The sequence below is a fragment of the Cobetia sp. PS-4MA genome, assembly GCF_057670765.1.
On record NZ_CM173107.1, the window covers coordinates 1,509,208 to 1,535,143 of the forward strand.

The window sequence follows — 25,936 nt, forward strand, 5'->3', positions numbered from 1 at the left end:
GTGCACCACCGGATGTGGGCGTTTTTCCGCAAAGGTGCCGTTGCTGCTAGCGTAAGCCGTGTTGAGGGTCGTTGATGCCATCTTGATGGCCATTGAAGGGGAAAGGGACATGACGCTTGAGACGATATCGCGGTTTCGGGGTTGCCTGTTGGGTGGTGCGGTGGGAGATGCGCTGGGGGCGGCAGTGGAGTTCCTGTCGCACGAGGAGATCCAGGCGCGCTTCGGAAGTGAAGGAATACGCGATTACGCACCGGCCTATGGCGGGCTGGGGCGGATTACCGATGATACGCAGATGACACTGTTTACCGCCGAGGGTCTGTTGCGTAGCCACGTGCGCGGCTGTCTGAGAGGCATCACGACGCAAGGTAGCCTGGTCAACAGTGCCTATGAACGTTGGCTGTACACCCAAGGGGAACGCAAGCAAAAGGCAACGGAACAGGAATGGCTGGACAGTGGCTGGTTGATCAAGCAGCCGGCACTGCATTCGCGCCGCGCCCCGGGCATGACGTGTCTGTCCGCGCTCAAGCAGGTGCGCACCTACAGTGACACCGCGCAGAACGACAGCAAGGGCTGTGGGGGTGTGATGCGCGTGGCACCCGTCGGCTTGTTCGCGCATGTGATGGGGGCCTCCCATGAGATGTGCTTCGCGCTCGGGGAAGAGGTCTGCGCGCTGACCCATGGCCACGTGACCGGTCAGCTGACGGGCGGCGTGCTGGCGGTGATGACCCAATGCCTGGTGGCGGGTGACTCGATGGCACAGGCACTTGCGCACGCCATGCGCATTCTCGAGCGCAAATCAGGCTGCGAAGAGACCATGCAGGCCCTGAAGCAAGCCTGCGAGCTTGCCGAGTCCGACACTGCGCCGCAGGTGGCTGTCAGGATGCTGGGGTTGGGATGGATCGCGGAAGAGGCCCTGGCGATGTCCGTGTATTGCGCACTCACCGCGCGGGATTTCCGCTCCGCGATCCAGATCGCGGTCAATCATGATGGGGATTCGGATTCCACGGGGGCCATCACGGGCAACCTGCTCGGGGCGCAATGGGGAGAAGAGGCGATACCTGCTGATTGGCTGGAGCCGCTTGAACTGCGAGAGGTCATCGGCGAGGTCGCCCAGGACCTGCACGATTGCGCTCGCTGGGAGCTCTATACCGACGGGGGTGGCAAGGACGAGCGGTGGGTCTGGGAGAAATACCCGGGCTATTGAGATACGCGCAACGCTAGCTGACTGAACGCGGGGCAATCCTTGGATTGCCCCGCGTTTTCGTGTCTGACGATGCCTTTTTGCCGGCTGTCACGAAACGTCGGTAGCGCAAAGGTGAGGGCATGCCTCAAGTGGGCGATCCGAGGACAACATCAGAGGGTTTCGTAAGCGATTGATAACGCTGCGGTTATTACCAAAGTCGTAGACTGCTGCCTGACCAGACGTTCAATACAGGCTTTTATTGGTTCGTCATTGGAATCAATGCTGTTCCAGTGGGGGGATATGTGCCGATGCGGGATTCGTCCACAATGCGCTCACTCCACATGGCATGAAACGGCAGTCTGGATCTGGTCGACGGCAGGCACCTGTCAAGACGCCTGCGACTTTTTTGAAGATGGCATGCATCCAACCCGTTTGCTCAAGCGTAATACTCATCAAGCACAACGGTGAGGGTTTCAGCAGGGTAAGAGGATAAGTTGCTGATGAATGTCTTTCTGATGATTGCGACCAAAGTTTAAACGTCATACGGCAGTGTCCTGGACAGTGCCAAGCATTTGATCCGCTCTCGATCATGGGATGTCCGCACCTTCAAGGTTGTACAGAAGTGATGCAGAAGAGGGTTGAAGGTTGTACATCTTGAGGTTCACCAACACTCCTCAGGAGCAGGGCAATGCCCAGGCAACGCAATCTGGTTCTTTGATGGAAACAGTGAGCTGCCAGCAGCACGGCTAGTGTGATAGCGCAATAATCATTAGTCTGTTAACAAGCTAGACGGATGCAGCCAAGACTGCATACGACATCACAAGGGCAATATTGCCCAGGACATAGAAAGGAAAACCCAATGAAAACTCTGAATCTCAAGACTCTGATCGCCGCCGCCGCTCTCGCCACCGTCAGCACCGCCACCTTCGCGGCTGATGACAGCCCGGCCGCCCAGCGTGTCCAGCAGTCCGTCAGCCAGGACGTCGTCGTCGGCACCGCCCAGCAGGCCCCGACGGCACAGGCCACCTTCGCGGAAACCGGCAAGAGCGTCGCGGCAGGTCGTGTCGAGACCGCCCTGACCCAGTCCTCCATTGAAGGGCACGGCAGCGCTACCGCCAGCCGTGAACAGGACTTCGACAATGACGCTGGCAAGAGTGTCGCCGCTACCCGCGTTCAGCACGCCCTTAGCGACAGCAACGTCTGATTGACCGTCATCCCCGACCTGCATTCCAGGTCTGATCATCACTTCATCTTCATCGAGGAAATCATCATGAACACTATCAAGACCCTGATCGCCGCCGCCGCTCTCGCCACCGTGAGCACCGCCACCTTCGCGGCGGATGACAGCCCGGCTGCCCAGCGTGTCCAGCAGTCCGTCAGCCAGGACGTCGTCGTCGGCACCGCCCAGCAGGCCCCGACGGCTCAGGCCACCTTCGCGGAAACCGGCAAGAGCGTCGCGGCAGGTCGTGTCGAGACTGCCCTGACCCAGCCGTCCATTGAAGGGCACGGCAGCGCTACCGCCAGCCGTGAACAGGCCTTCGACAATGACGCTGGCAAGAGTGTCGCCGCTACCCGCGTTCAGCACGCCCTGAGCGACAGCAACGTCTGATTGACCGTTATCCCTGGCCTGCATTTCCAGGCCTGATCATCACATCATCTTCATCGAGGAAATCATCATGAACACTATCAAGACCCTGATCGCCGCCGCCGCTCTCGCCACCGTGAGCACCGCCACCTTTGCGGCGGATGACAGCCCGGCCGCCCAGCGTGTCCAGCACAACGTCAGTGAAAGTGTCATCCATGGTGCCGCTCAGCAGGCACCGACAGGCCAGGCGACCTTCGCGGAAACCGGCATGAGCACTTCTGCAGGCCGTTTCCAGATTGCCTCCGGTGACGACGAGATCCGTGGACATGACCGCTCCATCCACCTGCAGGAATTCGATGTCGCCAATGATTCAGGCGATAGCGTTGCCGGCACCCGTGTTCGTCACGCCGTGAGCGACGTCAACGTCTGAGACGCCCGATGTCTGCGTCAGGCGCTTGCAGGCCAGTTGTCTGCACTGACATGACCTTTTTCAATAGGAGAACCCCCATGCAATCTCTCAAGTCTCTATTCGCCATTGCCGCATTGTCCGTTGCCGCCACTGGCCTGGCCTCTGCCAATGACAGCGAAGCCGATGCCCGCGTACGTGCCACCCTCAGTGATCGCGTGATCATGGGTCAGGCACAGCCGGTCACTCACCAAGCCACACTGCACCATGATGATGTCGTGAAAACCGGCATGAGTGTCGCTGCCAGCCGCGTCCAGGCATCCATCAGCAACGCCGGCATCCAGGGCACCACCCGTGCACTGGCAAGCGATTCGGCGGATTACGTCAACGATGCCGGCAAGAGTGTCTCTGCCACACGCGTCGAACATGCCTTGAACGAGAGCGCGTAACCGCTCGCGGCAACGCAATAGTCCCCGACTCTGCAAGACAGCCAAGGACGCCGATATGCCATCGACCTACCTCTGTCAGTTGCTGAATGGACCCACTGACCATCACGTTGTCTCCTGATGGTCAGTGCTCCAGAGAACAACTCGTGAGAGAGAAGAACGCTTGAGCAAGTGTTTTGACCCGAACGCAAGACCGCACTCGTCGTCAATGGCAGAACCCTTGCTCAAACGCTTTCCTGTCCTGAATGTCCTGTCCCGACATTCCCTGCCCGCCATTGGCGGGCTTTTTTTGGCTTTTCGACGCTTCATGTGGATGTGACTTCATCCAGCACACGACCCACGGGGCTGTTGATCAGCGAGATCATCGCAATGAGGTCCCTTGAGAGAAAGGGCGTCGTGTGGTCGTGGTGACTCGCCTTGCATGAGAAACGCCCGCCGAATGGCGGGCGTTTCTCATGCAAGGATTTTCTCTTGCGTGGCGCTCGGATCAGTGAGTGCGAGTCAGGCGCGTGGCCAGCCACCAGCCCAGTAGCATCGTCAGTAGAAAACCCGCCAATGGCAGACTCATGGCGCTGCTGGAGACGATGGCAGGCCCGGGGCAGTATCCGCTCAGGCCCCAGCCGGTACCGAACAGGGCCGCGCCGAGCAGCAGGCGGCCATCGATATCGCGGCGCGTAGGCAGTTGGAAGCGCTCACCCAACAGGGGAGTGCTGCGTCGCCAGGCGAGGCGATAACCGAGGAAGGTGGTGATGACTGCCCCGCCAAGCACGAAGATCAGCGTGGGGTCCCAGTCTCCAGCCACGTCGAGAAAGCCGACGACACGCGCGGGGTCGGTCATGCCGCTGAGTGTCAGGCCGAGGCTGAAGACCAGCCCGGTGATGAAGCCGGTGACAGCTTTCATGGTGACTCTCCCAGCAGATGTCGGGTCCCGAAGACCGTCAGCATGGCGATGGCCACGAACACCCCCGTGGCCATCAGCGAGCGCGGGGAGAGACGCGCGATGCCGCAGACGCCGTGGCCACTGGTACAGCCGCCGCCGATGCCTGTTCCCATGCCCACCAGCAGGCCGGCGAACATCATGCTCAGCACCCCGCTGGTGGGATCGCCGATCAGCGCATCCGTGCCCTCGGCCACATTGCCCCAGTCAAGATTGAACAGCACAAGGAGCAGCGGTCCGCTGATCAACCCGAGCACGAAGGCGATACGCCAGCGGCGGTCCGGGCCTGATTCCAGCAGCGCGCTCCGCGTGATGCCACTGATACCGGCGATACGTCCCAGAAAGGCCATCAGCATCACTGCCGAGAGACCGATCAGGACGCCGCCGGCGAGTCCTTTCATGCTGCTCATCATGTCCATGTGGTTCGTCCTCGTGTCGCGGTCATCCTGCGTTGCGACGATGATATGCTCGTGCCTGGCGAGCGCCAACCGTCATCGCCCACCGACTGCTGAGTCTGCTGGTCATGACATTTGCCCATCGGGTGGCCTGAGTGGATCCGGTTGACCCGACAGCTACGGAAAGGCCCGCCTCGAGCATCTCGGGGCGGGCCTTTCCGTAGCTGTTCTATGTGTAGGCAAGGTCAGACCAGCTCGCGGTGCTCCTGGCGAGCGCGACGACTGTCACGCACCACGGCGCCGCAGATCACGGCGAGTACGCCAAGGGTCAGCAATGGCCAGATGAGGACATAGGCGGCAAACAGGAATGTCATGGGTGTGTGTCTCCTGAAATGTGCAGTAGGAAAGTCCCCGGCGACGCCAAGGGCCGCCGGGGCGCTTGTGGCAAGCATCCCGATCAGGTCAGGGACTCGTCGTAATGGCCGACCTTGTCGGTGATGGTGGTGAAGTCAAAGCGCGGCTGGCGGCTGGCGAGACTCATGATCACGCAGACCAGGGTGCTGGTGCCGTAGGCCGTGAGCGAGGCCAGCAGCACGGTGTAGTCACGCAGTTCGCCGGTCGCGAAGACGACCATGGCCAGCATGGCCAGCACGCCGGCGACCAGTCCGGCGATGCGACCGAGAAAGCCGAAGACCATCAGGCCGATGATGACGCCGCCGCCGATGCTGGCGAGCAGCTCGAAGATCAGCCCACTGATACCCTCCAGCGGCACCCACTCGAAGCGTGCCATGCAGAACACCACCATGGCGACCAGGACGGAACTGGTGAAGGCCAGGTTGGTGATGCGATCACAGAAGCAGCTGGCGATCACCGGGAAGACGATGGCGCCCCAGAGTGCGCCGACGAAGACCAGCATCACCAGAATATCCAAAGAGAAGCTGGCGAAGACGATCCCCAGCACGGTGGCGATGATCATCGTCAGACGACCGACCAGCAACATGCGGCGAGGGTCGGCCTTGCCACGGGCGATGTTCTTGCCGTAGACGTCTGCCATCATGATCGCCGAGAGTGCCGAGAGTGCCGAGAGTGCCGAGAGATCGGAGTCAGCGGTGGAGGACAGCGAGCCGATCACCAGGATGAAGAACAGGGCGATGAAGAAGGGCGGCAGGTACTCCGACACCATCTGCGGAATCAGGTTGTTCATGTCGCCATTGAGCGGCTCGACCCCGAGGGTCAGCGCCATCAGACCGATCATCCCCAGACCGATCACGATGGCACCGTAGCCGACGGTAGCCGTGATGAAGGTCGGCTTGATGTGATCTTCATTGACCGCGAACAGGCGCTGGGAAATCGTCTGATTGCCGATGGCATACGCCAGCACGGCCACGAAGAAGGGCGCCCCCTGATTGAGGATGGCATCAGTCGAGAAGAAGTCGGCCTGTTGCGGCGTGACATGCTTGAGCCCTTCCACCAGCTCCGAAGGGCCCCCCATGGCAAAGAACACGGCCGGAATGATGACGATGGCGATGGCCATCAGTGCCACCAGCTGGGCGAAATCCGTCAATACCGAGGCGCGGAAGCCCGACCAGAGCGTATAGTAGAGCACCCCGACCCCCGCCAGGATGACACCTGTCTGGAAGGACAGCGGCGACAGCACCGAGACAAGCGCACCGGCGGCCGTGAAGTTGACCATCAGGCTGATGACGCTGCCCAGCACGTTGGAGAAGGCCAGAATCAGCTGGCTGCTCGAACCGTGGCGTGCATGGATCAGCTCGCCCAGCGTATGGGCGTTGGGGGCCAGCTTGCGGAAGCGGCGGCCGAAGGGATAGATGAACAGGATCATCAGCGCGCCCCAGAATCCATAGTGGATCGGGCCTGACACGCCATAGGTATAGCCGGAGGTGGCAGCGGTATAGAAGGAGGCGGCCCAGATCCAGGTGGCGGTCATGCTGGCAGCGCCCATGCCGAAGCCGACACGGTGGTTGGACACCATGAACTCGTCAGCATCTTCCTTTTTCTTGCGAATGGTGAGAGTGATCAGGTAGGTACCGCCATAGAAGGCGATCAGCAGGAGAAGAACGGTAATGGTCGAGAATTGATAGAGAGTCGTTGTTCAAGTACGGAGCCTCCAATGGATGACAGAACACCTGTTGACCTGAGCAGCGAGCTGTTCAGGAGTGCGGTGATGAGAGTCATGAAAGGAAGGTTCTGAGCCGTCTTGCCTTGAGATGGTTGTCGTGTCCAAAGCGTCTTCGTCTGGTGAACAGGCAGACCCTGTCACACTTGCGAGCTACGAGGTGTCAGCACTTTCCAGGGAAGAAAGTGCGGGGTGGCGGGCGTCGTGGCATGCACTTGCCCTCATCAGCGTAATGCTGCGTCATGGATTCCCTCTCTTATCGATAATGTCGAGGTTTCGACAGTCTTTCGAAAATACTGGTGATCCAGTGGGTCGCGAGTCCTGGTGCTTTCGGTGAGCGTTAAGATTGAGTTAATGAAGGCTGCATACCTTAGTGTCTGGTTTGCGACATGTCCACCCTTGACAGATTCCAGCAGATCGCTATCAAGTATTATCTAAACTCCAGGTCCATAAAGACGGCGTCATGCCCAGAGATATCTAGCGATTTATTGAATCTTCGTTCAATATAAATCAAGTGTAATTCTTGGTGTTTCATGACGTAAAAGTCTGTCATTTAATGTCATTGAGATGTGCGAATCCCCCTTATTTTCCTGGTGATGCCTCTCGGATCATTTAAGGATTCGCTCTGCCTAATCGTGGGGTTTCATGTTGCTGGATCTTTAATGATTTCACGCAAGTGGCTGTTTTAAAGGTTGTTTGTCTATTATTGCTCAGCGTTCGGCCAGTTCTCATGAATACTGTGATGACGAGGAGGGCGCGAGAGGAGTACGAAGAGAGGGCGAGAAGAGTGCAATGAGAGGGCGAGAGGAAAACAAGGAAAAAGGGAAGGCTGTCTCGACGGTTGTACGGCACCTTTCTGGCCGATGAGTCAAAAAAACCGCCCCCTGAAAGGGAGCGGCAAGATGATGTTTTCAGTGCAGAGCACGTCACTGAGGGGCGTCTTCATCCCGCCGGGCTCAGAATGCGGATATCGCCATCGGCAATCCAGTCACTGGCATTGTCGCGGAAGCGCTGCATATGTTCCGTCTCGCGATGGGCCTGCAGGGCATCATGGGATTCCCAGGCTTCTACCACGGTGATGGTGTCGGGGCGTGGGTCGTTGTCCTTGTCGGCGGCGCGCTCGGAGTCCAGGCACGGGTGGTAGGCGTGGCAGCCATCTTCCTCGCGCACGGTGGGCGCGACGGCGCAGAGTTCATTGAAGACATCCTGAACGTGACCTTCCTTGGCGGTAACGGTGGCGATTACCCAGATCATCCTGGCTCCTTGTGACGGTGTTGACCGCAGTTGTGGCAGGGATTCTCGTGATGAGATGTCCTGACTATGTGGAGTCGTTTCTGGCCACTGCAAGGGGCGGCGGCTGACTGCCGGCATGATCTCGCGTGATGCGCACACCAAAGCGCCGGACAGCAGGGCTGTCCGGCGCAGTTGTCACCAGGCAATGATCCGTGGATCAGGCCGGGAAGGCGATCGATCAGGACGGGAAGGCGAACTGGGCGCCTTCACGCAGACCGGCGGAAGGCCAGCGCTGGGTGATGGTCTTGCGGCGAGTATAGAAGCGCACCGCGTCCGGGCCGTAGGCGGACAGATCGCCGAACAGCGAGCGCTTCCAGCCACCGAAGCTGTGATAGGCGACCGGCACCGGCAGCGGCACGTTGATGCCGACCATGCCGACCTGGATGTGATCACTGAAGTAGCGGGCGGCTTCGCCATCTCGGGTATAGATGCAGGTGCCGTTGCCGTATTCGTGATCATTGATCAGCTGCATGGCGGCTTCCATCGAATCGGCGCGCACGACCAGCAGCACCGGGCCGAAGATCTCTTCCTGATAGCAGGTCATCTCCGGGGTGACACCATCAATTAGGGTGCCGCCGACGAAGAAGCCGTTCTCGCCGCCTTCGACCTGCGGATTGCGGCCATCGACCACCACCTTTGCGCCTTGCTGCTCGGCGCTATCGATGTAGCCCACCACCTTGTCGCGATGCGCCGCGGTGATCAGCGGGCCGAAATCATTGCCCTTGTCGCTGTAGATACCGACCTTAAGGCCTTCCATCTGCTGCTTCATCTGCGCGATCAGCTTGTCGGCGGCGTCATCGCCCACGGCCACCGCGACGGACAGCGCCATGCAGCGCTCACCGGAGGAACCGAAGGCGGCGCCATTCAGTGAGTTGGCCACGTATTCCATGTCGGCGTCCGGCATCACGATGGCGTGGTTCTTGGCACCACCGAGGGCCTGACAGCGCTTGCCGTTGGCGGCGGCGCGGCTGTAGATGTACTCGGCGATCGGCGTGGAGCCCACGAAGCTGACCGCCTGTACGCGAGGGTCATCCAGCAGCGTATCGACGGCTTCCTTGTCGCCATTGACGACATTCATGACGCCGGCCGGGAGGCCAGCCTCCATCAGCAGCTCGGCGATGAACAGCGTGGAGGTCGGGTCGCGCTCGGAGGGCTTGAGGACGAAGGTGTTGCCGCAGGCGATCGCCATCGGGTACATCCACAGCGGCACCATGGCCGGGAAGTTGAACGGCGTGATGCCGGCAACGACGCCCAGTGGCTGGAATTCGCTCCAGGAGTCGATGCCCGGGCCGGTATTGCGGCTGTGCTCACCCTTGAGCAATTCCGGAGCGCTGCAGGCATATTCGACATTCTCGATGCCGCGCTGGAGTTCCCCCAGCGCATCGTGACAGATCTTGCCGTGTTCCTGGCCGATCAGGCGGGCGATCTCGTCGGCGTGCTCTTCCAGCAGCTGCTTGAAGCGGAACATCACTCGGGCGCGCTTGATCGGCGGCGTGTTGCGCCATTCCGGGAAGGCGGCGGCGGCGGCCGCGATGGCTTCCTCGACGGTCGCCTTGCTGGCCAGGCGCACCTGACCGCCGACCTCACCGGTGGAGGGATTGAAGATGTCCTGGGTACGGCCTTCGCTGTGATCGAGGTTGCCGTTGATGAGGTGACCGAGCGTTTTCATTGTTGTGGGCTCCATGAGATGACTTGCAAGAAAAAGGGCAGTGATGGGGCTGGCGTCGCTCGCCAGTCCGAACGTGATCGTCAGTCCTGAACGTGATTGTCAGTCTTAAGCGTCGATCATCAGTCCTGTGCGGCGAAGGCATCGCCCAGGGCATTGATCAGACGGTCCAGTTCATCGTGCTCGGTGATGAACGGCAGGCCCAGCTGGATGGTGTCGCCGCCGTAACGCACATAGAAGCCGGCCTTCCAGCAATGCATGGCGATCTCGTAGGGACGCCGCGCCGGCTCGCCGGGATAGGCCTCGACCTGCAGAGCACCGGCCAGGCCGTAGTTGCGAATGTCACTGATGTAGCGAGTGCCCTTGAGCTCGTGCAGCTTCTTCTCGAACACCGGGCTCAGTTCACGGACACGGGGGATGAGCTGGTCATTCTCGAGCACGTCGAGAGCCGCCAGTGCCGCGGCACACGCCACCGGGTGACCGGAGTAGGTGTAGCCGTGGGGAATCTCCATCATGTAATCGGCGCCGCCGTTGTCCATGAAGGTCTGGTAGATATCGCCCTTGACGACCACGGCACCCATCGGCACCGCGCCATTGGTAAGCTGCTTGGCGACATTGAGGATGTCCGGTGTGACACCGAATTCCTCGGCGCCGCTCATGGCGCCCATGCGCCCGAAGCCGGTGATGACCTCATCGAAGATCAACAGGATATCGTGCTGGTCACACAGCTCGCGCAGTCGCTTGAGGTAGCCCACTGGCGGCGGCAGCACGCCGGCGGAGCCTGCCATCGGCTCGACGATGACGGCCGCGATGTTGGAGGCATCATGCAGCGCGATCAGCTCCAGCAGCTCATCGGCGCGCTCGGCACCGGTCTGGGGCATGCCGGGGGTGAAGACATTTTCCTTGAGCAGGGTATGCGGCAGATGGTCGGCATCGACCCCCTGGCCATAGAGCGTGCGGTTGGCGCCGATGCCGCCGACGCTGAAGCCCCCGAAGTTGACACCGTGATAGCCCTTGCTGCGACCGATCAGCTTGGTCTTGGTCGGCTTGCCTTTCTTGCGCCAGTAGGCGCGCGCGATCTTCAGTGAGGTATCGGCGCTTTCGGAACCTGATCCGGTAAAGAAGACGTGATCCAGCCCCTCGGGCATCAGTCCTGTGATGCGATGTGCCAGCTCGAAGGCCTTGGGGTGGCCGTACTGGAAGGATGGCGCGTAATCCAGCTCGCGCAGCTGTGCGCTGACCGCTTCGGCGATCTCCGGGCGGCAATGGCCGGCACCGCAGGTCCAGAGACCCGACAGGCCATCGAAGATCTGGCGTCCCCGGGAATCCGTGAAGTAGGCACCCTGCGCCTTGGTGATGATGCGTGGGTCCTGCTTGAACTGCCGATTGGCCGTGTAGGGCATCCAGTAGGCGTCAAGTTGTTCCTTGCTCAATCCTGCCTGGGCGGAAGGGGATGTGTCGAAGGCGGTCATGATGTCTCCCGAAGAGTGCTGTTGTTGTTGGATCTCGGCTCCTGTCTGGCTAGATTAGAAAGCCCTTTTGATAAGATAAATGCCGTTGTCTTTATCTTCAGGAAAGCATTTACTTAACTTTCCATATCGTGGAACTCAGGAGGGCAGACCATGCGCAAGGACGGCATGAGAGGACAGCTTGGCGATGCCGATCTGCGCTTGCTGCGCATCTTTCGCAAGGTGGTGGAGTGCGGCGGCTTCTCGGCGGCCGAGATCGAGCTCAATATCAGTCGCTCCGCCATCAGCATGGCGATGAGTGACCTGGAGACGCGGCTTGGCCTCAAGCTCTGCCAGCGGGGTCGCAGTGGTTTTGCGCTCACCAATGAGGGAAGAGACGTCCATGAAGCCGCGATGCAGATGCTGGCAGCGGCGGAAGGCTTTCGCACGCGCATCAACGGACTGCACGCCTGGCTCAAGGGCGAGCTGAACATCGGCATCACCGACAACCTGGTCACTATGCCGGAGATGCACATCACTCACGCCCTGAGCGCACTCAAGAAGCACGGTCCGGAAGTGAAGATCAACATCCGCATGATCCCGCCCAATGAGATCGAGCGCGCCGTACTGGATGGGCGATTGCATACCGGCGTGATCCCGACGCTCAAGACGCTGCCGGGACTCGAGTATCGTTCGCTCTACGAGGAAACCTCCTGCCTTTACTGCGCGCGGGGCCATGTGCTGTTTCGCGAGCCCCGGGAAGGCGACACTCGCGCGCGCGGACGCCCGGTGGGGCAGGAGGAAATACGCCAGCATGATGCCGTGCTGCCTGCCTACGCGCAGACACCCACGATCAAGGCGCTGCATGAGCCACTCAGGGCATCCGCCTCGGCGACCGACCGCGAGGGCATCGCCTTTCTGGTGCTCTCCGGGCGTTATCTCGGCTATCTGCCCACCCACTATGCCGAGCGCTGGGTGCGCGATGGCCAGATGCAGGCGCTCAGCCCGGTGGCCAACTCCTATGTCACCTATTACAGCGCCATCACGCGCAAGAGCCGCGCACCCAATCTGGTGCTGGAGCGTTATCTGACCGAGCTGGACGCCCTGCGCCAGGCGACACCGACACGGAAAGCGCCATCTACTAAGGAGGGCCGGTCATGAACCAGCACCAGGGAAAGTGGGCCATCCAGGGGCGGGGAGACTGTCGGGGTCATCAGGCGCGGTGAAGCGGATGACCTATTCGTTGTCGTCGTAGTGAATGATCGACAGCAGCTGAATCGGCACCTCGTTCAACTTCTCGGGGCCATGCGGAACGCCGGCATCGAAGGCCAGGCTATCGCCGGGGCCCATCTCATAGAACTTGTCACCGTGGCGATAGGTGAGATGTCCTGACAGCAGATAGATGAATTCATGCCCGGCATGACAGAAGTTGGGGAAGACTTCGCTGGCATCATCCATGGTGATCAGGAAGGGTTCGTAGCGCTTCTTGGGGCCTTGTTTGTAGCTCAACAGTTGATAGGCATGGCCGACTTCCGTGCCGGTGCGTACCACCTGCATGCCTTGCCCGGCCTTGATGTGCTGGGCACCACGCCCATTGACATCGTAATCGCTGAACAGCTTCGAGATCGGCAGGCTCAAGGCATTGCACAGCTTGTTTAGGGTATCGAGACTGGTGGACACTTGGGCGTTCTCCACCTTGCTGATCATGCCCTGACTGACACCGGCGATACGCGAGACGTCAGAAATCTTGTAGCCCTGCGAGACGCGCTGCTGCTTGAGCGCGCGTGCGATGTGCTGCTCAAGTCCGAGACGCGTCTCGTCAGCTGCCGCCGTGATGGTGTCTTTCCTCTCTGACTGCGCAGCGGGGTCGGTCGCTGGTTCACGGGGCAGAGTGTCGGAGCTGTCCTGTTCCGACTTCTCGGAGGGAGCGGGGGATTTTCGCGGCATGATGACTCCTGTAGCGGAGAGGGTGGCAATGGGAAGGGGATGGCCGGCGAGGACGCGGCATGCCCTTGTGAGGCATGCGGCGCATCGGCTCGCGAGCGGGGTATGGCGTGACATTACCAACTTTGCCGTCAACCCTCATCCTTGATGTCTGCCAAGGGGGCGGGAGTACCTTTCGAGAGTCCTGCTCAATCACCTGGACTGGGTGTGAGGCAAGAGGCCTCCTCGACGTCACGTCGAGGAGGCCTCTTGCGTCTTGCGTTCGCAATGCGTCCTGCCACATCACCCGGTTGTCACTGCAGGTCTTGCAGTGCCCAACATGGTGCGTGTGCTCAGCCGCGAGCCAGTCGCTTGGCCTTTTCCGGGTCATCGAAGGGCAGGGAATGGCTGATGGCCGAGAGGCTGGTCTCTCCGTCAGTGCCGGTCTTGAGAGTCAGCGGGGTGCCATGCTCGGCATAGCCGGGTTCGAGACGTGCCAGCGCCATGGAGCGATCGCTCAGGCGCGAGTACATGCCCTGAGTGATGACACCGACGCACTTGCCGTCGGCGTAGATCTTGTTACCAATCTGGGCGACGTCTTTCGAGTCCAGCAGCACGCCATAGACCTTGACGCGCTCCTTGCCCTGCAGCGCGAAGTGTTCGCTGGCGCCACGGAATTCGGTCTTGCCCGGCGAGACGGTGAAGTCCAGGCCCAGCTCCCACAGGGTATCGCCCACCGGCTGGTCGGGATACGGGTAGGTTTCGGAATTGTCCGCCGGGTAGAACAGCAGGTGGCTCTCGACCCGCAGCCAGTCAAGGGTGCCAAAGCTGCACGGCTTGATGCCCATGTCGGCGCCATCTTCGAGAATCTGTTCCCACAGAGAGGGAGCGTCCTTGGCCTTGCAGAAGATCTCGTAGCCACGCTCGCCGGTGTAGCCGGTGCGCGAGATCATCACGTGGTAGCCGAACAGCTGGGTCTGCAGATGGTGGAAGTAACGCAGCTCACGGATGCCCGGCACGTGACGCTCCAGAAAATCCACCGCGACCGGCCCCTGCAGTGACATGTCATGCATGTCGTCATCGAAGGTCAGGCTGACGGCGCGCCCCAGGGCACTCTTGGCCAGCATTTCATTCGCGGTGCCCGTACCGTGCACCACGAGGTAGGAGTTCGGCGCCAGGCAATAGACGATGCAGTCGTCGACGAACTTGCCGGCCTCATTCAAGACGCTGGCATACACCGATTTGCCCGGATACAGCTTGGACATGTCCCGCGTGGTGACGTAATCCAGCACGGCCTGGGCGTGCGGGCCATTGCAGTGGATCTTCTTGAGTCCCGAGACATCCATCAGACCGGCGCGGGTGCGGATGGTCTCGTGGTCATCGGCCGTGTCCGAGACGGCGTAATTCCAGGCGGTGCCCATGCCATTCCAGTCTTCAAGCTCCGCGCCCAGCTTGCGGTGTTGTTCGGCCAGTGCCGAGATGCGCCATGAATTCGCCATGCGTCCCTTTCTCCTGTGAGTCGTGCTGCCTAGCGTAAGTGGGTGGTGCCGTAGTCCTGCTGGTGCTGGCGAAGATGGCGCGCAAGACGCGCATTCGCCGCAGGAGGTGTTGTTGTTCTTTCGCCTCTTCAGGCGCCTCTTCAGGCGCTTCACAAGGGCTTGTGCCTGCTGCTTGCCTTGCCTGATCGCATGAGTGTCCATTCTTGAAAGGAAAGAAACATTCTTCATGGTTAAGCAAGGGGCTTGCCAATTCCGTCAAAGGCCATGGCCACGGCAACCCTTGAGCGAGTCAGACGGCGATTGGCAGCACGAATTCGGGCGTGAATATCAGCGCTTTGCGTCATGCTGGTGCGAAGAGGGGAGCTTTGGGCACCGAAATGATGCCTATTTCGAGAAACGGGCAGGAATTTAATCAGGATCACTTGGCGTTTTCTGTGGGGTAAAACAAGTTCGGAAAATAAATTTCCATGCAAAACAGGAGGTTGATGAAAGGTTCTGGGTGGCAGCTGGCGAAATGGCATGCTGCATGCTTTTCTTTGGGGGAAATAAAGTTGACCAGCAGGAATCACAAAAACTCGTTTCATCCGCTATCTTGACGTGGCGAGTCACCACAAGGGGTCAGGTTTCCCGGGGTGGCAGACAGTGTCGAGGGAGATGGAACCCGGTCCGCTCTCAGAGGAAACCCAGATGTCACCCGAAAAGGCGCAACAGTTCATCAAGGATCACGATATTCGCTACTTGCTGGCGCAGTTCGTGGATATTCATGGCGCTGCCAAGACCAAGTCCGTGCCGGCCAATTGCCTGATGGATGTGGTCGAGAAGGGCGCGGGCTTTGCCGGCTTCGCCGTCAGTGGTCTCGGCATGTCGCCGGAGGGGCCGGACTTCATGGCGCGTGGCGATCTGGACTCGCTGTGCCTGGTACCGTGGCAGCCGGGCTATGCGCGCATGGCCTGTGATGGCTATGTCAATGGGGAACCGTTCGCCAACGACAGCCGTGTGGTACTGCTCAAGCAGCTGGAGCGCCTGAAGGAGAAGGGCTGGACGCTCAATACTGGGCTGGAGCCGGAATTCTCACTGTTCCGCCGGGGGGAAGCGGGTGAGCTGTTGCCGGTGGATGAGAGCGATACCCTCGCCAAGCCCTGCTACGACTACAAGGGCCTGTCGCGTTCGCGTGAATTCCTCGAGCGTCTGGTCGAATCGTTGCAGGCGGTGGACTTCGACGTCTATCAGATCGATCACGAGGACGCCAATGGCCAGTTCGAGATCAACTACACCTACAGCGATGCGCTGACCTCGGCAGACCGCTTCACCTTCGTGCGCATGGCCGCCGGCGAGATCGCCAATGACCTGGGCATGGTGTGCTCCTTCATGCCCAAGCCGCTGGCGGACCGCCCGGGCAATGGCATGCACTTCCACCTGTCCGTGTGTGATGACACCGGCCGCAACCTTTTCGGCGATGACTCCGACACCCAGGGCATGGGCCTGTCACCGCTGGCGTACCACTTCCTCGGCGGACTGCTGGCACATGCCCCGGCGCTGTGTGCCTTTGCCGCGCCGACCGTCAATTCCTACAAGCGTCTGGTCGGGGGTGGCAGCACCAGCGGCGCGACCTGGGCGCCGGTCTTCGTCGCCTACGGGGACAACAACCGCTCGGCCATGGTGCGTGTGCCCTATGGTCGCCTCGAGTTCCGCCTGCCGGACGCCGGCTGCAACCCCTATCTCGTGCACGCCGCCATCATCGCCGCGGGGCTGGATGGCGTGGCACGCAAGCTGGATCCGGGCACGCCCCACAACATCAATCTCTACTCGCTGACCCCGAGCGAATGCGCCGAGAAAGGCATCGAGACGCTGCCGCAGAATCTGGCCCTGGCCATCGATGCGCTCGAGGCGGACAGCATTTTGCGCGAGAGCCTGGGCGAGGGGATCTGCGCCGAGTTCATGCGCCTCAAGCGCGAGGAATGGCGGGATTACAACGCGCAGGTCAGTGCCTGGGAAGTCCAGCGCTACGCCGAATTCTTCTGATCTCATCCGGCGGCGCTCGCGGATCTCGCGGGTCGTGTCAGACGAGGGTCGCCACTGTCACCACCACGCTCAAGACACCAGGCAGGAGACGCCTCCTGCCCGTGAGAGGACATCACCATGTGTGGAATCGTAGGGCTTTATCTCAAGAACCCGGCGCTGGAATCGCGCCTGGGGGAGCTGTTCGAGCCGATGTTGATCGCGATGACGGATCGCGGCCCGGACAGCGCCGGCTTCGCCATCTATGGCGACGAATTTGACGCTGGCATCAAGCTGACGCTGCAGAGCGATGGTGTCGATGAGGATTGGGAGGCGATCGCCAAGGGCCTGGGCGAGCAGGTCGGCACGGTGGCGGACTGGTTCAGCAATGCCAGTGTCGCGGTATTCAAGATCGCCGGGGAAGAGAGCGCCGTGCGTAGCTGGCTTGCCGACAGTGCCCCGCAGATTCGCGTATTGAGCGTGGGGCAGAGCATCGAGATCCTCAAGGCAGTGGGCCTGCCGGCCCATATCGCCAGCCTCTATGGCCTCAAGGGCATGCAGGGCAGCCACATCATCGGCCATACCCGCATGGCGACCGAAAGCGCCGTGACCCTGCAGGGCAGCCACCCGTTCTCCACCGGGCGTGATCTGTGCCTGGTCCACAATGGCTCGCTGTCCAACCATAACTGGCTGCGCACCAAGCTCAAGCGTGAGGGCATCAGCTTCGAGACCGACAACGATTCCGAAGTCGCCGCTGGCTACCTGACCTGGCGTCTGGAGCAGGGCGACAGTCTGGAAGCCGCGATCACCGGCGCCCTGAAGGACCTTGATGGCTTCTTCACCTTCACCATCGGCACCCGTGATGGCTTCGCCGTGGTGCGTGACCCGATCGCCTGCAAGCCTGCCGTGATCGCCGAGACCGATGATTACGTGGCCATGGCCTCGGAATACCGCGCCCTGGCCAGTTTGCCGGGCATCAAGGATGCCCGCGTGTGGGAGCCGGAACCCGGCCGCCTGTATCTGTGGGAAAATGACACCGCCCGTTCGGAGGCCGCGTAATGATGAAGACTCACGATCTGGCCGTTGATGGGCTGCGCGAATTGAACCAGGCCCTGCACGATGCCGACATCCTGAAGGACGCGCGTGAGTGGCGAGTGGTCAATTCCGACGGCGCCCACAACATCGCCTGCGGCATCAATGACGCTATCAGTGTCGATATCGATGGCCACGCGGGCTACTACTGCGCGGGCATGAATCAGAAGGCCAGCGTCACCATCCACGGCAACACCGGGGTCGGGGTGGCGGAAAACATGATGTCCGGCTGCGTGCGGGTCAAGGGCGATGCTTCCCAGTCCGCGGGCGCGACCGCCCATGGTGGCCTGCTGATCATCGAAGGCAATGCCTCGGCGCGCTGCGGTATCTCGATGAAGGGCGTGGATATTGTCGTCAAGGGCAACATCGGGGCCATGAGTGCCTTCATGGGCCAGGCGGGACGCATGGTGGTCTGCGGCGATGCCGGCGAAGGACTCGGCGATTCGCTCTATGAAGCGCGACTCTACGTGAAGGGCACGGTCGCATCGCTGGGCGCGGACTGCATCGCCAAGGACATGCGTGCCGAGCACCTGGAAGAACTGGCGGAGTTGCTGGCGAGTGCCGGTATCGATGAAGACCCGGCCAGCTTCACGCGCTACGGATCTGCGCGTCAGCTCTATCACTTCAAGGTCGACAACGCCTCAGCCTACTGATCAGGATGCCCAACATGACCGACGAGACTCAAACACAGCCCTACAACCCGGCACTGCGCGAATCCGCGACCTTCGGCCGCGATGTCATCCACGAGATCCAGCGCGCGGCGGAGACGGGAATCTACGATATCCGAGGCTGGGGCGCCAAGCGCAAGGTGCCGCATTTCGATGACCTGCTGTTCCTCGGCGCCAGCATGTCGCGCTATCCGCTGGAAGGCTATCGCGAGAAGTGCGAGACCGAAGTCGTGCTCGGCACGCGCCATGCCAGGAAGCCGGTGGTGATCAGCACGCCGGTGACCATCGCCGGCATGAGCTTCGGTGCCCTGTCCGCCCAGGCCAAGGAAGCGCTGGGGCGTGGTGCCTCGGAAATCGGCACCTCCACCACCACCGGCGATGGCGGCATGACCCCGGAAGAGCGCGGCCAGTCCTCGCGCCTCGTCTACCAGTATCTGCCGTCGCGTTACGGCATGAACCCGGACGACCTGCGCAAGGCCGATGCCATCGAAGTCGTGCTCGGCCAGGGCGCCAAGCCCGGCGGGGGCGGCATGCTGCTGGGCCAGAAGATTTCCGAGCGAGTCGCGGGCATGCGCACGCTGCCGCAGGGCATCGACCAGCGCAGCGCCTGTCGCCACCCGGACTGGACCGGCCCGGATGACCTGGCGATCAAGATTGCCGAGCTGCGCGAGATTACCGACTGGCAGGTGCCGATCTACGTCAAGATCGGTGCGACCCGTACCTACTATGACGTCAAGCTGGCGGTGAAGGCAGGTGCGGATGTCATCGTGCTGGATGGCATGCAGGGCGGCACCGCCGCCACCCAGGATGTCTTCATCGAGCATGTCGGTATCCCGACCATGGCCGCCATCCCCCAGGCCACGCAGGCACTGCAGGAGATGGGCCTGCACCGTGAGGTACAGCTGATCGTCTCCGGCGGGATTCGCAACGGCGCCGATGTGGCCAAGGCGATCGCGCTGGGTGCCGACGCCGTGGCGATCGGTACCGCCGCCTTGATCGCGCTGGGCGACAACCATCCGCGTTACGCCGGGGAGTATCAGAAGCTGGGGTCCGCCGCCGGTTTCTATGATGACTTCCAGGATGGCAAGTGCCCGGCCGGTATCTCCACCCAGGACCCGGAGCTGAGCCAGCGACTAGACCCGGTCGCGGCCGGCAAGCGCCTGGCCAACTACCTGCGCGTGCTGACGTTGGAAGCTCAGACATTGGCACGCGCCTGTGGCAAGTCACACCTGCATCATCTGGAGCCGGAAGATCTGGTCGCCCTGAATGTGGAAGCGGCCGCCATGGCACGTGTTCCGTTGGCGGGCACCAACTGGGTGCCGGGACAGGGCGGTTACTGATGACACGATCTCCATTGTGCATGAGCGTGTTTGGGCATGGCTGACATTACGCATGATTGTGATGGTAAAGGTGCGGAGTCTTTTGTCAGCAAGCTCGCTGGAGTGTTGTCCGGGAAAGTTGTCACGATACGGGAAGTCTTCTCCGGTATGACCTGGCGATATTGAGTCATCAAAGCGCCTCACTCTTCGGTGAGGCGCTTTCTTTGGTGGTGAGTACAATCAAGGAAAAAGGCCAATATCATGCAAGCGAAAGTGCATCAGAATGCTGACGGTGGAGAAGCATGTAGTGTCGTGTGGATTGTGGGATCGTGATTCTACCGTAAGCGTTCGGGCATCACCGCTTGCGAGTGATCAAGCAGTATGCTGCCAATGATGGGGCAGGAGCTCGTGGACCTGGCTGGCCTTTTGGGTCGGCAGCCTTTCCAACACATTCTTCAGGTAGGCATAGGGCTCATGGCCGTTCAGCTTGGCACACTGAATGAGGCTCATGATAGTGGCAGCACGCTGGCCACTGCGCAGTGATCCGGCGAACAGCCAGTTTGAACGACCCAGCGCCCAGGGGCGAATCAGGTTCTCCACCCGGTTGTTGTCGATCGGCAACTCGCCGTCATCCAGGTAGCGCGTCAACGCAGCCCAACGCTTCAGACTGTAATCCAACGCTTTCGCCGTCGCCGAACCATTCGGGACCTTCTCGCGATGCGCCAGCATCCAGCGATGTAGCGTATCGGCGATGGGCTTTGCTTTCGTCTCCCGTAGCCGTTGACGCTCTTCTGCGCTGAGTGACTGTACCTCACGCTCCACCTGGTATAGCTGACCGATCAGTTCGATAGCCTGCCCGGCGATCTGGCTCTTGCCAGCGACGTGCAGATCGACAAATTTGCGGCGGGCATGGGCCATGCAACCGATCTCGGTAACACCGTTGGCGAAGCTCTGCTTGTAGCCGCTGTAGTCGTCACAGACCAGCTTGCCCCGCCACTTCCCGAGAAAGTCGCGGGCATGTTGACCGCCGCGTCCCTCGCTGAAGTCGTAGATTACGGCCTTCAACTCGGCATACGGTGTGGTGGCGTAGGCCCAGAGATAGGCGCGGTGCGTCTTCTTCTTGCCAGGGGCCAGCATCGGTACCGGCGTTTCGTCGGCATGCAGCACCGGCTCGTTGAGCAACATTTCACGCAGTGCATCGATCAGCGGCTGAAGTCGCACCCCGCAGGTGCCGACCCACTCGGCCAGGGTGGAGCGCGGAATCGCTACGCCGGCGCGGGCGAAGATCTGCTCCTGGCGATAGAGTGGCAGGTGATCAGCATATTTGGCGATCAGCACCTGGGCCAGCAAGCCGGCTGTGGGGATGCCCTTGTCAATGATCTGCGCCGGCATCGGTGCCTGGGTCAGTGTCTCGCATTGGTCGCAGACCCACTTGCCACGGATATGTCGCTCGACGTGGAACACGCCCGGCGTGTAATCCAACTTCTCACTGATTTCCTCGCCGATCCGCCGCAACTGACAACCACACCGACAATGATCATTCTCCGGATCATGATGAATCTCGGTGCGCGGTAGTTCGGTAGGCAAGGGCGTGCGCTTGGGCGTCTTCCTTGCCACTGGCGTGGCAGCAGGGAGGTGGAGCTCTTCCAGCTCGGTCTCGATGGCAGCGATGTCGGCATCCACCCCCTCCTCCAGCAGGCTGATCTGCAGGACATTGAGCTGCTCGCTGCGCTTGCCGAAGGCGTGGCGCTTGAGCAATGCCATTTCATAAGTCAGCTTTTGATTGACCTGCTCGCTGTGGCGTAGCGCTTTCTCCTTTTCCTCCACCTGCGTCATCAGCGTTGCCGCCAAGTGGCGGAGCTGATCAGGAGAGAGTTGAGTCAGGTCGGGGGGTGTCGTCATTCCACCAGTATGCCAGTCCGCCGAAGGCAGTGGGATTGGCGCATCAGCGAATAGCGGGCCGGTAGGTTCTGTGCCGTACCTGGCCTGGCGTATCAGACCACAGAGATGACGCCGTCGGTGCCGAGACGCTGCCAGGGTAGGCCCTGCACCAGTGCCATGACCTGCTCGGGGCAGAGCTCGACGCAATCGCCATGTCGGTTGTCAGCCCAGTGGAACTTGCCCTGGTTCAGGCGCCTGGCGCATAGCCAGGTGCCCAGGCCATCGTGGACCAGCACCTTCATGCGGTTGCCGCGCCGGTTGGCGAATAGGTAAGCACAGTGCGGGCGAGCCATGCCGAAGACCTTCACTACCCTGGCCAACGCAGTGTCCGGGCCGGCCCGCATATCCAGGGGTTGGGTAGCCAGCCAGATTTCGTCGATGCGGATCATGCGAGCAGCTCCCGAATCAGAGATCGACAGGTGTCGGCCTCCGAGGCAGGCCACTCGATGACCATCGGGCCGTTGGGGTGCGGGATGGTGAGGCGAATAGGGTCCGCCACCTGATGCTGGGGAGTGTCCGGTGATAAATCGCGGACCATGGGCACCGGTACAAACGCCGGTATTTCTGGCACAGCCGTTTGCTGACGAGTGGTACGGATCCAATTGTGGACCAGGTTGGCATTCAGGCTGTGCTCCAAAGCCACTCCGGCAACGGAGGTACCGGGTTGCTGACACGCTTCGACGATCTTGGCTTTGAAGGCGGCAGTGAAGCGGCGACGCTTGCGAGGGACTTCCAACACGCTTAATTCCGTCATGATAAGTGTCCACTTATTGATAGGTGGACATCTAACGTGACGGAATTCAGGTCTCTGTGGTAGATGGGATCACCGATCGCTTACATTCTACCAAGATAAAGTTTTTCCATTATTTCAGCATCTTGAAGATATTAAATGAGAAATATGTCAGGCGTAGAGATTGGCTTATGAGGTGAGGTTTGGTCAGGGCAATAATGGTGAATGTAAGCCGTTTTTAATGAGTTTTGTGTTCTGTTTTGGTGCGTGAATATCTCTATTGATTGTTCATATGTGAAGTGGGGGTTTCAGGTAATTATGTCGGCTATGTGGAGCAATGATTTTGCCATCAATGGCACGAAATATGCTCATGAAATGGAGTGGTAGTCGGATGCACGTCATCGTCAAGACGGCGGCATTACAACAAGGACAATTTCTCAGAGCAGGGTCGTGTCATGAAAAGCCCGCAATCATCCTCTGTCACTGCCGGGATTCGAAGTCGGCAACACTATCCACGCATCGAGGCGCTGCCCGATGCCCAACGGTATCTGGTGGCGTGCCAGTCTCCCGAGAGCCTGCCAGGCACTGGAGAGGCGGCGGGCAACGCCCGTCAGCAACTGCAAATGCATTGTCAGCTGATCAGTACGCTGCTGGGGCAGCTCGGTAGCCGCGAGGTGGGAGGCACCTCGCAATCCACTCCGGCAACAGAGGCGTTGCCCACGGGGCCCGCCGACAGCGCCCGCCTGCATCGCTGGTACGACGTCGATGATCGCCCCCTAGCCTGCGATGCGCTGGCGGGTGCCATCGGCGAGGTAGGCGCGGCGGGGTGTCTGGTCATCATCGGCAGTGAGCATTTCGTGTGGCAGGTCGCCAATCTGGCTCAGCAGCAGGGGCTGTTGCTGGATGACATGGTGATGCTGCCGGTGGCTGCCTTGGGGCGGCATGTGTTCTGCGTGCACTGCCAGCAGGTCAGTGAGCACGTCATTCACTCGCCGTCAGCCTGTGATGGCTGCGGCCTGATGCTGGAAGTGCGTGATCATTTTTCCAAGCGTCTCGGCGCCTACATGGGCGTGCGAATCGATGCGGAAGCGCCGGGAGAGATTCCCCCACAGGAGGAGGTGGCACCATGTCTCGCTTCATGAAGGCGCGGGTCGCCGCGGTCGATCAGCTCAGCAGCAGCGTGCGCCGTCTCACTCTGGTGCCTGCCGATGAGGCCTCACCCTTCACGCCGTTCTCGCCGGGCAGTCATGTGGTGCTGGGCATTCCGGGAGAAGGGCGGGTGTGTCGCAACGCCTATTCATTGATCAGCCCGCCGGATGATCCCTCGCAGTACTGCATCGCGGTGCGTCGTCAGCCGGTCTCGCGTGGGGGCTCCGAAGCCATCCATTCCCGCGTCAAGGTCGGGGACGAGCTGGAGCTCAGCCCGCCGGCCAACCTCTTTCTGCCGCACTGGCAGGCGCGTCACCACCTGATGCTGGCAGGCGGCATCGGCATCACGCCGTTTCTCTCTTACCTGCCGGAGCTGGAGAGTCGTGGCGGCAGCTGGGAGCTGCACCTGCGCAGCCAGGACCTCGACGTCGCCCGCTTCCCGGAGGCCGCGCCCTATCTGGCGAGTGGCAACATCACCCAGCACCGTCTCGAGCGTCCGAATCTCAAGGCCCTGCTGGCGCGTCAGCCCGCCGGCACTCACGTCTATCTCTGCGGCCCGCAGGCCATGATCGATGCCGTGAAGGACGCGGCGCGCGAGCTGCACTGGAGTCTCGCGCGCATCCATCACGAGGTCTTTGCCGCCCCGGAGCCGGGGACTCCCTTCATGGCCGTGGCGCGTGGCAGCGGCGTGGAAGTGGCGGTCGGTGCCCAGGAATCCCTGCTGGAAGCGCTGGAGCGCAGCGGTGTCGAGGTGACGAGCCTGTGTCGCGGCGGGGTCTGCGGACAGTGTCGGGTCGAGATGCTGGAGGGGGAGGCGGAACACCGTGACGCCTTCCTCGATGAACAGGAGCGGGCCAGTCAGCGCTGCGTGATGCCCTGCGTTTCCCGGGCACGCAGCCAGCGGCTGGTGCTGGATCTCTGAAACCGTCTTTCGCGAGATGGACCCCCAAGGAGCAGGAACATGCAATTTTCCCCGCGAGATGACCAGGCGTTCCATGGTCAGTTCACCTTCAAGAATTCCGACTACGCCATCCAGCGTTTTCCCTTCCCGTTCCCGGAAGATGAGTACCGTTACTCGGTCAATATCGAGCCACATGTCTTGCCGGGCAAGCCGGGTTCCATCACCGAGCACATGCTGGATATCGATGAGCATTATCTGAGCGAGATCGCTGAGCGTGAGCGGGTGCTGGCCAAGGACCCCAAGCGTTGCCTGGTGATGCCGCACATGCAGCCGGCAGCCTGGGACTTCCTGGAATTCGTGATGACGCACTACGCCCGGGACTATCCGCAGGCCTTCAGTTTCGAGCGCGACGGCGATGACTGCGTGTGGCGCAACCATCTGCTGGAGATGGAACAGAGCTTCCGCATGGGCGATGACGCCAGCCTGCCACTGCCGCCACTGGACTATATCGGCCGTCAGATGCAGGGCGATATCGCGCTGCTCGACCAGCGCGACGGTGACCTCTTCATGGACGCCGGCATGATCACCTGTCCGGCGGACTGGTCACTGGCCTTCGATGCTGGCATGAGCTTCAAGCAGTGGCATGGTCCGGTGCCGTTGGCGCATGAGATGGGCGTGTTCGATCGCGCGCTCAAATACCTGTGCGCCATCCAGGTCGGCGGGCCGGTGCGACGCCTCAACTGGACCATGACCATCCATCCGCGCATGGACAGCTCCCCGGAGACCTATGCCGAGTGGGGCAGTGATCGCACCACCATCACCGCCGAAAACGCCGGTCGTGATGTGCATCTGCGCGTCGAGCTGCAGACGCTGGTGCGCATGCCGCGCAGTTATGCGCTGTTCTTCGGTATCCGCACCTATCTGATCAGCCTCGAGGACCTGTGTACCAACCCGGTCTGGCAGTCGCGCTTGTTGAAGGTGCTCAAGACCCTGCCGGCGGAGCTGATCGACTACAAGGGGCTGACGCGCTATCTGCCCAGCGTGCTCGAGTGGCTGGAAGCCCGCGAGGCAAGCGTTGCGGCCAAGGCCAATGCCGAGGCGACGGCGCAGGCAGCGGTCTAGGCCACGTTGCGGGCAAGCCGCTCTGGCTAAGAGCTCCTGATAATGAGCTCTTGATAAAGAGCTCTCGGCATACAGCCCTCGGCACCGAGGGCGTGATA

Annotated in this window: 26 protein-coding genes; 13 read left to right on the plus strand and 13 right to left on the minus strand. The window is 61.0% G+C overall.

What is annotated here, in order from left to right; all coding sequences use genetic code 11:
* Positions 1-109: 109 nt before the first annotated feature.
* The 5 genes from AC26AR_RS06450 (at position 110) to AC26AR_RS06470 (ending at position 3,623) form a co-directional block, all read left to right on the plus strand.
* On the plus strand, positions 110-1,204 hold the full coding sequence (locus AC26AR_RS06450; protein WP_404626939.1) for an ADP-ribosylglycohydrolase family protein: 1,095 nt from the start codon (positions 110-112) through the stop codon (positions 1,202-1,204).
* 838 nt (positions 1,205-2,042) lie between these two features.
* Positions 2,043-2,387, plus strand: coding sequence for a hypothetical protein (locus AC26AR_RS06455; protein WP_488107766.1), 345 nt, complete (start codon positions 2,043-2,045; stop codon positions 2,385-2,387).
* Between the two features lie 66 nt (positions 2,388-2,453).
* Positions 2,454-2,792, plus strand: coding sequence for a hypothetical protein (locus tag AC26AR_RS06460; protein WP_404626941.1), 339 nt, complete (start codon positions 2,454-2,456; stop codon positions 2,790-2,792).
* A gap of 67 nt (positions 2,793-2,859) precedes the next feature.
* Positions 2,860-3,198, plus strand: coding sequence for a hypothetical protein (locus tag AC26AR_RS06465; protein ID WP_341542903.1), 339 nt, complete (start codon positions 2,860-2,862; stop codon positions 3,196-3,198).
* Between the two features lie 77 nt (positions 3,199-3,275).
* Positions 3,276-3,623, plus strand: a complete 348-nt coding sequence (locus AC26AR_RS06470) for a hypothetical protein (protein ID WP_404626943.1) — start codon at positions 3,276-3,278, stop codon at positions 3,621-3,623.
* A 484-nt stretch (positions 3,624-4,107) separates the two neighbouring features.
* Here the strand turns inward: AC26AR_RS06470 and AC26AR_RS06475 are convergent, their stop codons facing one another.
* The 7 genes from AC26AR_RS06475 to aptA all read right to left on the minus strand — a co-directional run bounded on the left by AC26AR_RS06475 (position 4,108) and on the right by aptA (position 11,520).
* Positions 4,108-4,521 (minus strand): DUF6691 family protein, encoded by a 414-nt coding sequence (locus tag AC26AR_RS06475; protein WP_404626945.1) that lies wholly within the window; start codon positions 4,519-4,521, stop codon positions 4,108-4,110.
* On the minus strand, positions 4,518-5,018 hold the full coding sequence (locus AC26AR_RS06480) for a YeeE/YedE family protein (protein ID WP_488107890.1): 501 nt from the start codon (positions 5,016-5,018) through the stop codon (positions 4,518-4,520). Before AC26AR_RS06480 ends, AC26AR_RS06475 begins: the two co-directional genes overlap by 4 nt.
* A 179-nt stretch (positions 5,019-5,197) precedes the next feature.
* Positions 5,198-5,326 (minus strand): putative transporter small subunit, encoded by a 129-nt coding sequence (locus tag AC26AR_RS06485; protein ID WP_218024758.1) that lies wholly within the window; start codon positions 5,324-5,326, stop codon positions 5,198-5,200.
* Between the two features lie 83 nt (positions 5,327-5,409).
* Positions 5,410-6,945 (minus strand): sodium:solute symporter family transporter, encoded by a 1,536-nt coding sequence (locus tag AC26AR_RS06490; protein ID WP_488107767.1) that lies wholly within the window; start codon positions 6,943-6,945, stop codon positions 5,410-5,412.
* Positions 6,946-8,031: 1,086 nt separating this feature from the next.
* On the minus strand, positions 8,032-8,343 hold the full coding sequence (locus tag AC26AR_RS06495) for a putative quinol monooxygenase (protein WP_404626949.1): 312 nt from the start codon (positions 8,341-8,343) through the stop codon (positions 8,032-8,034).
* Positions 8,344-8,560: 217 nt separating this feature from the next.
* Entirely contained in the window at positions 8,561-10,051 is a 1,491-nt protein-coding gene (locus tag AC26AR_RS06500; RefSeq protein WP_404626951.1) for a CoA-acylating methylmalonate-semialdehyde dehydrogenase, read from the minus strand.
* A gap of 119 nt (positions 10,052-10,170) precedes the next feature.
* Positions 10,171-11,520 (minus strand): omega-aminotransferase AptA, encoded by a 1,350-nt coding sequence (aptA, locus tag AC26AR_RS06505; RefSeq protein WP_077377099.1) that lies wholly within the window; start codon positions 11,518-11,520, stop codon positions 10,171-10,173.
* Between the two features lie 150 nt (positions 11,521-11,670).
* Here aptA and AC26AR_RS06510 point away from each other — a divergent pair, with 150 nt between their 5' ends.
* Entirely contained in the window at positions 11,671-12,657 is a 987-nt protein-coding gene (locus AC26AR_RS06510; protein ID WP_404626953.1) for a LysR family transcriptional regulator, read from the plus strand.
* A gap of 75 nt (positions 12,658-12,732) precedes the next feature.
* Here the strand turns inward: AC26AR_RS06510 and AC26AR_RS06515 are convergent, their stop codons facing one another.
* The 3 genes from AC26AR_RS06515 to AC26AR_RS06525 form a co-directional block, all read right to left on the minus strand.
* On the minus strand, positions 12,733-13,443 hold the full coding sequence (locus tag AC26AR_RS06515; protein ID WP_279875709.1) for a helix-turn-helix domain-containing protein: 711 nt from the start codon (positions 13,441-13,443) through the stop codon (positions 12,733-12,735).
* Between the two features lie 329 nt (positions 13,444-13,772).
* Positions 13,773-14,918 carry an aminomethyl transferase family protein gene (locus AC26AR_RS06520; RefSeq protein WP_404626957.1) on the minus strand — a complete coding sequence of 382 codons (1,146 nt, stop codon included), beginning with the start codon at positions 14,916-14,918 and terminating at the stop codon, positions 13,773-13,775.
* 230 nt (positions 14,919-15,148) lie between these two features.
* Positions 15,149-15,502 carry a hypothetical protein gene (locus tag AC26AR_RS06525; protein ID WP_404626958.1) on the minus strand — a complete coding sequence of 118 codons (354 nt, stop codon included), beginning with the start codon at positions 15,500-15,502 and terminating at the stop codon, positions 15,149-15,151.
* Between the two features lie 103 nt (positions 15,503-15,605).
* Between AC26AR_RS06525 and glnT the strand changes: the two genes are divergently transcribed.
* The 4 genes from glnT to AC26AR_RS06545 all read left to right on the plus strand — a co-directional run bounded on the left by glnT (position 15,606) and on the right by AC26AR_RS06545 (position 20,016).
* Positions 15,606-16,940, plus strand: a complete 1,335-nt coding sequence (gene glnT, locus AC26AR_RS06530) for a type III glutamate--ammonia ligase (protein WP_404626959.1) — start codon at positions 15,606-15,608, stop codon at positions 16,938-16,940.
* Between the two features lie 117 nt (positions 16,941-17,057).
* Positions 17,058-17,975, plus strand: coding sequence for a class II glutamine amidotransferase (locus AC26AR_RS06535; protein WP_404626960.1), 918 nt, complete (start codon positions 17,058-17,060; stop codon positions 17,973-17,975).
* Complete coding sequence (locus AC26AR_RS06540) at positions 17,975-18,661, plus strand: protein glxC (protein ID WP_404626961.1); 687 nt, start codon at positions 17,975-17,977, stop codon at positions 18,659-18,661. Before AC26AR_RS06535 ends, AC26AR_RS06540 begins: the two co-directional genes overlap by 1 nt.
* Positions 18,662-18,675: 14 nt before the next feature.
* On the plus strand, positions 18,676-20,016 hold the full coding sequence (locus AC26AR_RS06545) for an FMN-binding glutamate synthase family protein (protein ID WP_404626963.1): 1,341 nt from the start codon (positions 18,676-18,678) through the stop codon (positions 20,014-20,016).
* 351 nt (positions 20,017-20,367) lie between these two features.
* On the opposite strand, the gene tnpC is transcribed toward AC26AR_RS06545, so the two are convergent.
* From tnpC to tnpA, 3 genes are all read right to left on the minus strand, one after another.
* Positions 20,368-21,897 carry an IS66 family transposase gene (gene tnpC, locus AC26AR_RS06550; protein ID WP_488107768.1) on the minus strand — a complete coding sequence of 510 codons (1,530 nt, stop codon included), beginning with the start codon at positions 21,895-21,897 and terminating at the stop codon, positions 20,368-20,370.
* 92 nt (positions 21,898-21,989) lie between these two features.
* Entirely contained in the window at positions 21,990-22,325 is a 336-nt protein-coding gene (gene tnpB / locus AC26AR_RS06555) for an IS66 family insertion sequence element accessory protein TnpB (protein ID WP_404625308.1), read from the minus strand.
* A complete protein-coding gene (tnpA, locus tag AC26AR_RS06560) occupies positions 22,322-22,690 on the minus strand; it encodes an IS66-like element accessory protein TnpA (RefSeq protein WP_404625307.1) in 369 nt (122 codons plus the stop codon). The genes tnpB and tnpA overlap by 4 nt, the downstream gene beginning before the upstream one ends.
* A 431-nt stretch (positions 22,691-23,121) precedes the next feature.
* Here tnpA and AC26AR_RS06565 point away from each other — a divergent pair, with 431 nt between their 5' ends.
* From AC26AR_RS06565 to AC26AR_RS06575, 3 genes are read left to right on the plus strand one after another with little or no spacing between them, the layout of a single operon-like run.
* A complete protein-coding gene (locus tag AC26AR_RS06565) occupies positions 23,122-23,808 on the plus strand; it encodes a dimethylamine monooxygenase subunit DmmA family protein (RefSeq protein WP_479399309.1) in 687 nt (228 codons plus the stop codon).
* Positions 23,793-24,737, plus strand: coding sequence for a PDR/VanB family oxidoreductase (locus AC26AR_RS06570; RefSeq protein ID WP_404626967.1), 945 nt, complete (start codon positions 23,793-23,795; stop codon positions 24,735-24,737). The genes AC26AR_RS06565 and AC26AR_RS06570 overlap by 16 nt, the downstream gene beginning before the upstream one ends.
* A gap of 39 nt (positions 24,738-24,776) precedes the next feature.
* Positions 24,777-25,838 carry a heme-dependent oxidative N-demethylase family protein gene (locus tag AC26AR_RS06575; RefSeq protein WP_404626969.1) on the plus strand — a complete coding sequence of 354 codons (1,062 nt, stop codon included), beginning with the start codon at positions 24,777-24,779 and terminating at the stop codon, positions 25,836-25,838.
* Positions 25,839-25,936 lie beyond the last annotated feature (98 nt).

Coding starts and splice junctions, on each gene's coding strand:
- AC26AR_RS06515 (WP_279875709.1), bottom strand. CDS start 13,443: ATGCCGCGAAAATCCCCCGCTCCCTCCGAGAAGTCGGAACAGGACAGC.
- AC26AR_RS06460 (WP_404626941.1), top strand. CDS start 2,454: ATGAACACTATCAAGACCCTGATCGCCGCCGCCGCTCTCGCCACCGTG.
- AC26AR_RS06455 (WP_488107766.1), top strand. CDS start 2,043: ATGAAAACTCTGAATCTCAAGACTCTGATCGCCGCCGCCGCTCTCGCC.
- AC26AR_RS06525 (WP_404626958.1), bottom strand. CDS start 15,502: ATGAAACGAGTTTTTGTGATTCCTGCTGGTCAACTTTATTTCCCCCAA.
- AC26AR_RS06495 (WP_404626949.1), bottom strand. CDS start 8,343: ATGATCTGGGTAATCGCCACCGTTACCGCCAAGGAAGGTCACGTTCAG.
- AC26AR_RS06470 (WP_404626943.1), top strand. CDS start 3,276: ATGCAATCTCTCAAGTCTCTATTCGCCATTGCCGCATTGTCCGTTGCC.
- AC26AR_RS06465 (WP_341542903.1), top strand. CDS start 2,860: ATGAACACTATCAAGACCCTGATCGCCGCCGCCGCTCTCGCCACCGTG.
- AC26AR_RS06535 (WP_404626960.1), top strand. CDS start 17,058: ATGTGTGGAATCGTAGGGCTTTATCTCAAGAACCCGGCGCTGGAATCG.
- AC26AR_RS06490 (WP_488107767.1), bottom strand. CDS start 6,945: ATGGTGTCCAACCACCGTGTCGGCTTCGGCATGGGCGCTGCCAGCATG.
- glnT (WP_404626959.1), top strand. CDS start 15,606: ATGTCACCCGAAAAGGCGCAACAGTTCATCAAGGATCACGATATTCGC.
- AC26AR_RS06510 (WP_404626953.1), top strand. CDS start 11,671: ATGCGCAAGGACGGCATGAGAGGACAGCTTGGCGATGCCGATCTGCGC.
- tnpB (WP_404625308.1), bottom strand. CDS start 22,325: ATGATCCGCATCGACGAAATCTGGCTGGCTACCCAACCCCTGGATATG.
- AC26AR_RS06570 (WP_404626967.1), top strand. CDS start 23,793: ATGTCTCGCTTCATGAAGGCGCGGGTCGCCGCGGTCGATCAGCTCAGC.
- AC26AR_RS06520 (WP_404626957.1), bottom strand. CDS start 14,918: ATGGCGAATTCATGGCGCATCTCGGCACTGGCCGAACAACACCGCAAG.
- tnpA (WP_404625307.1), bottom strand. CDS start 22,690: ATGACGGAATTAAGCGTGTTGGAAGTCCCTCGCAAGCGTCGCCGCTTC.
- AC26AR_RS06575 (WP_404626969.1), top strand. CDS start 24,777: ATGCAATTTTCCCCGCGAGATGACCAGGCGTTCCATGGTCAGTTCACC.
- aptA (WP_077377099.1), bottom strand. CDS start 11,520: ATGACCGCCTTCGACACATCCCCTTCCGCCCAGGCAGGATTGAGCAAG.
- AC26AR_RS06450 (WP_404626939.1), top strand. CDS start 110: ATGACGCTTGAGACGATATCGCGGTTTCGGGGTTGCCTGTTGGGTGGT.
- AC26AR_RS06540 (WP_404626961.1), top strand. CDS start 17,975: ATGATGAAGACTCACGATCTGGCCGTTGATGGGCTGCGCGAATTGAAC.
- AC26AR_RS06500 (WP_404626951.1), bottom strand. CDS start 10,051: ATGAAAACGCTCGGTCACCTCATCAACGGCAACCTCGATCACAGCGAA.
- AC26AR_RS06485 (WP_218024758.1), bottom strand. CDS start 5,326: ATGACATTCCTGTTTGCCGCCTATGTCCTCATCTGGCCATTGCTGACC.
- AC26AR_RS06545 (WP_404626963.1), top strand. CDS start 18,676: ATGACCGACGAGACTCAAACACAGCCCTACAACCCGGCACTGCGCGAA.
- AC26AR_RS06565 (WP_479399309.1), top strand. CDS start 23,122: ATGAAAAGCCCGCAATCATCCTCTGTCACTGCCGGGATTCGAAGTCGG.
- tnpC (WP_488107768.1), bottom strand. CDS start 21,897: ATGACGACACCCCCCGACCTGACTCAACTCTCTCCTGATCAGCTCCGC.
- AC26AR_RS06475 (WP_404626945.1), bottom strand. CDS start 4,521: ATGAAAGCTGTCACCGGCTTCATCACCGGGCTGGTCTTCAGCCTCGGC.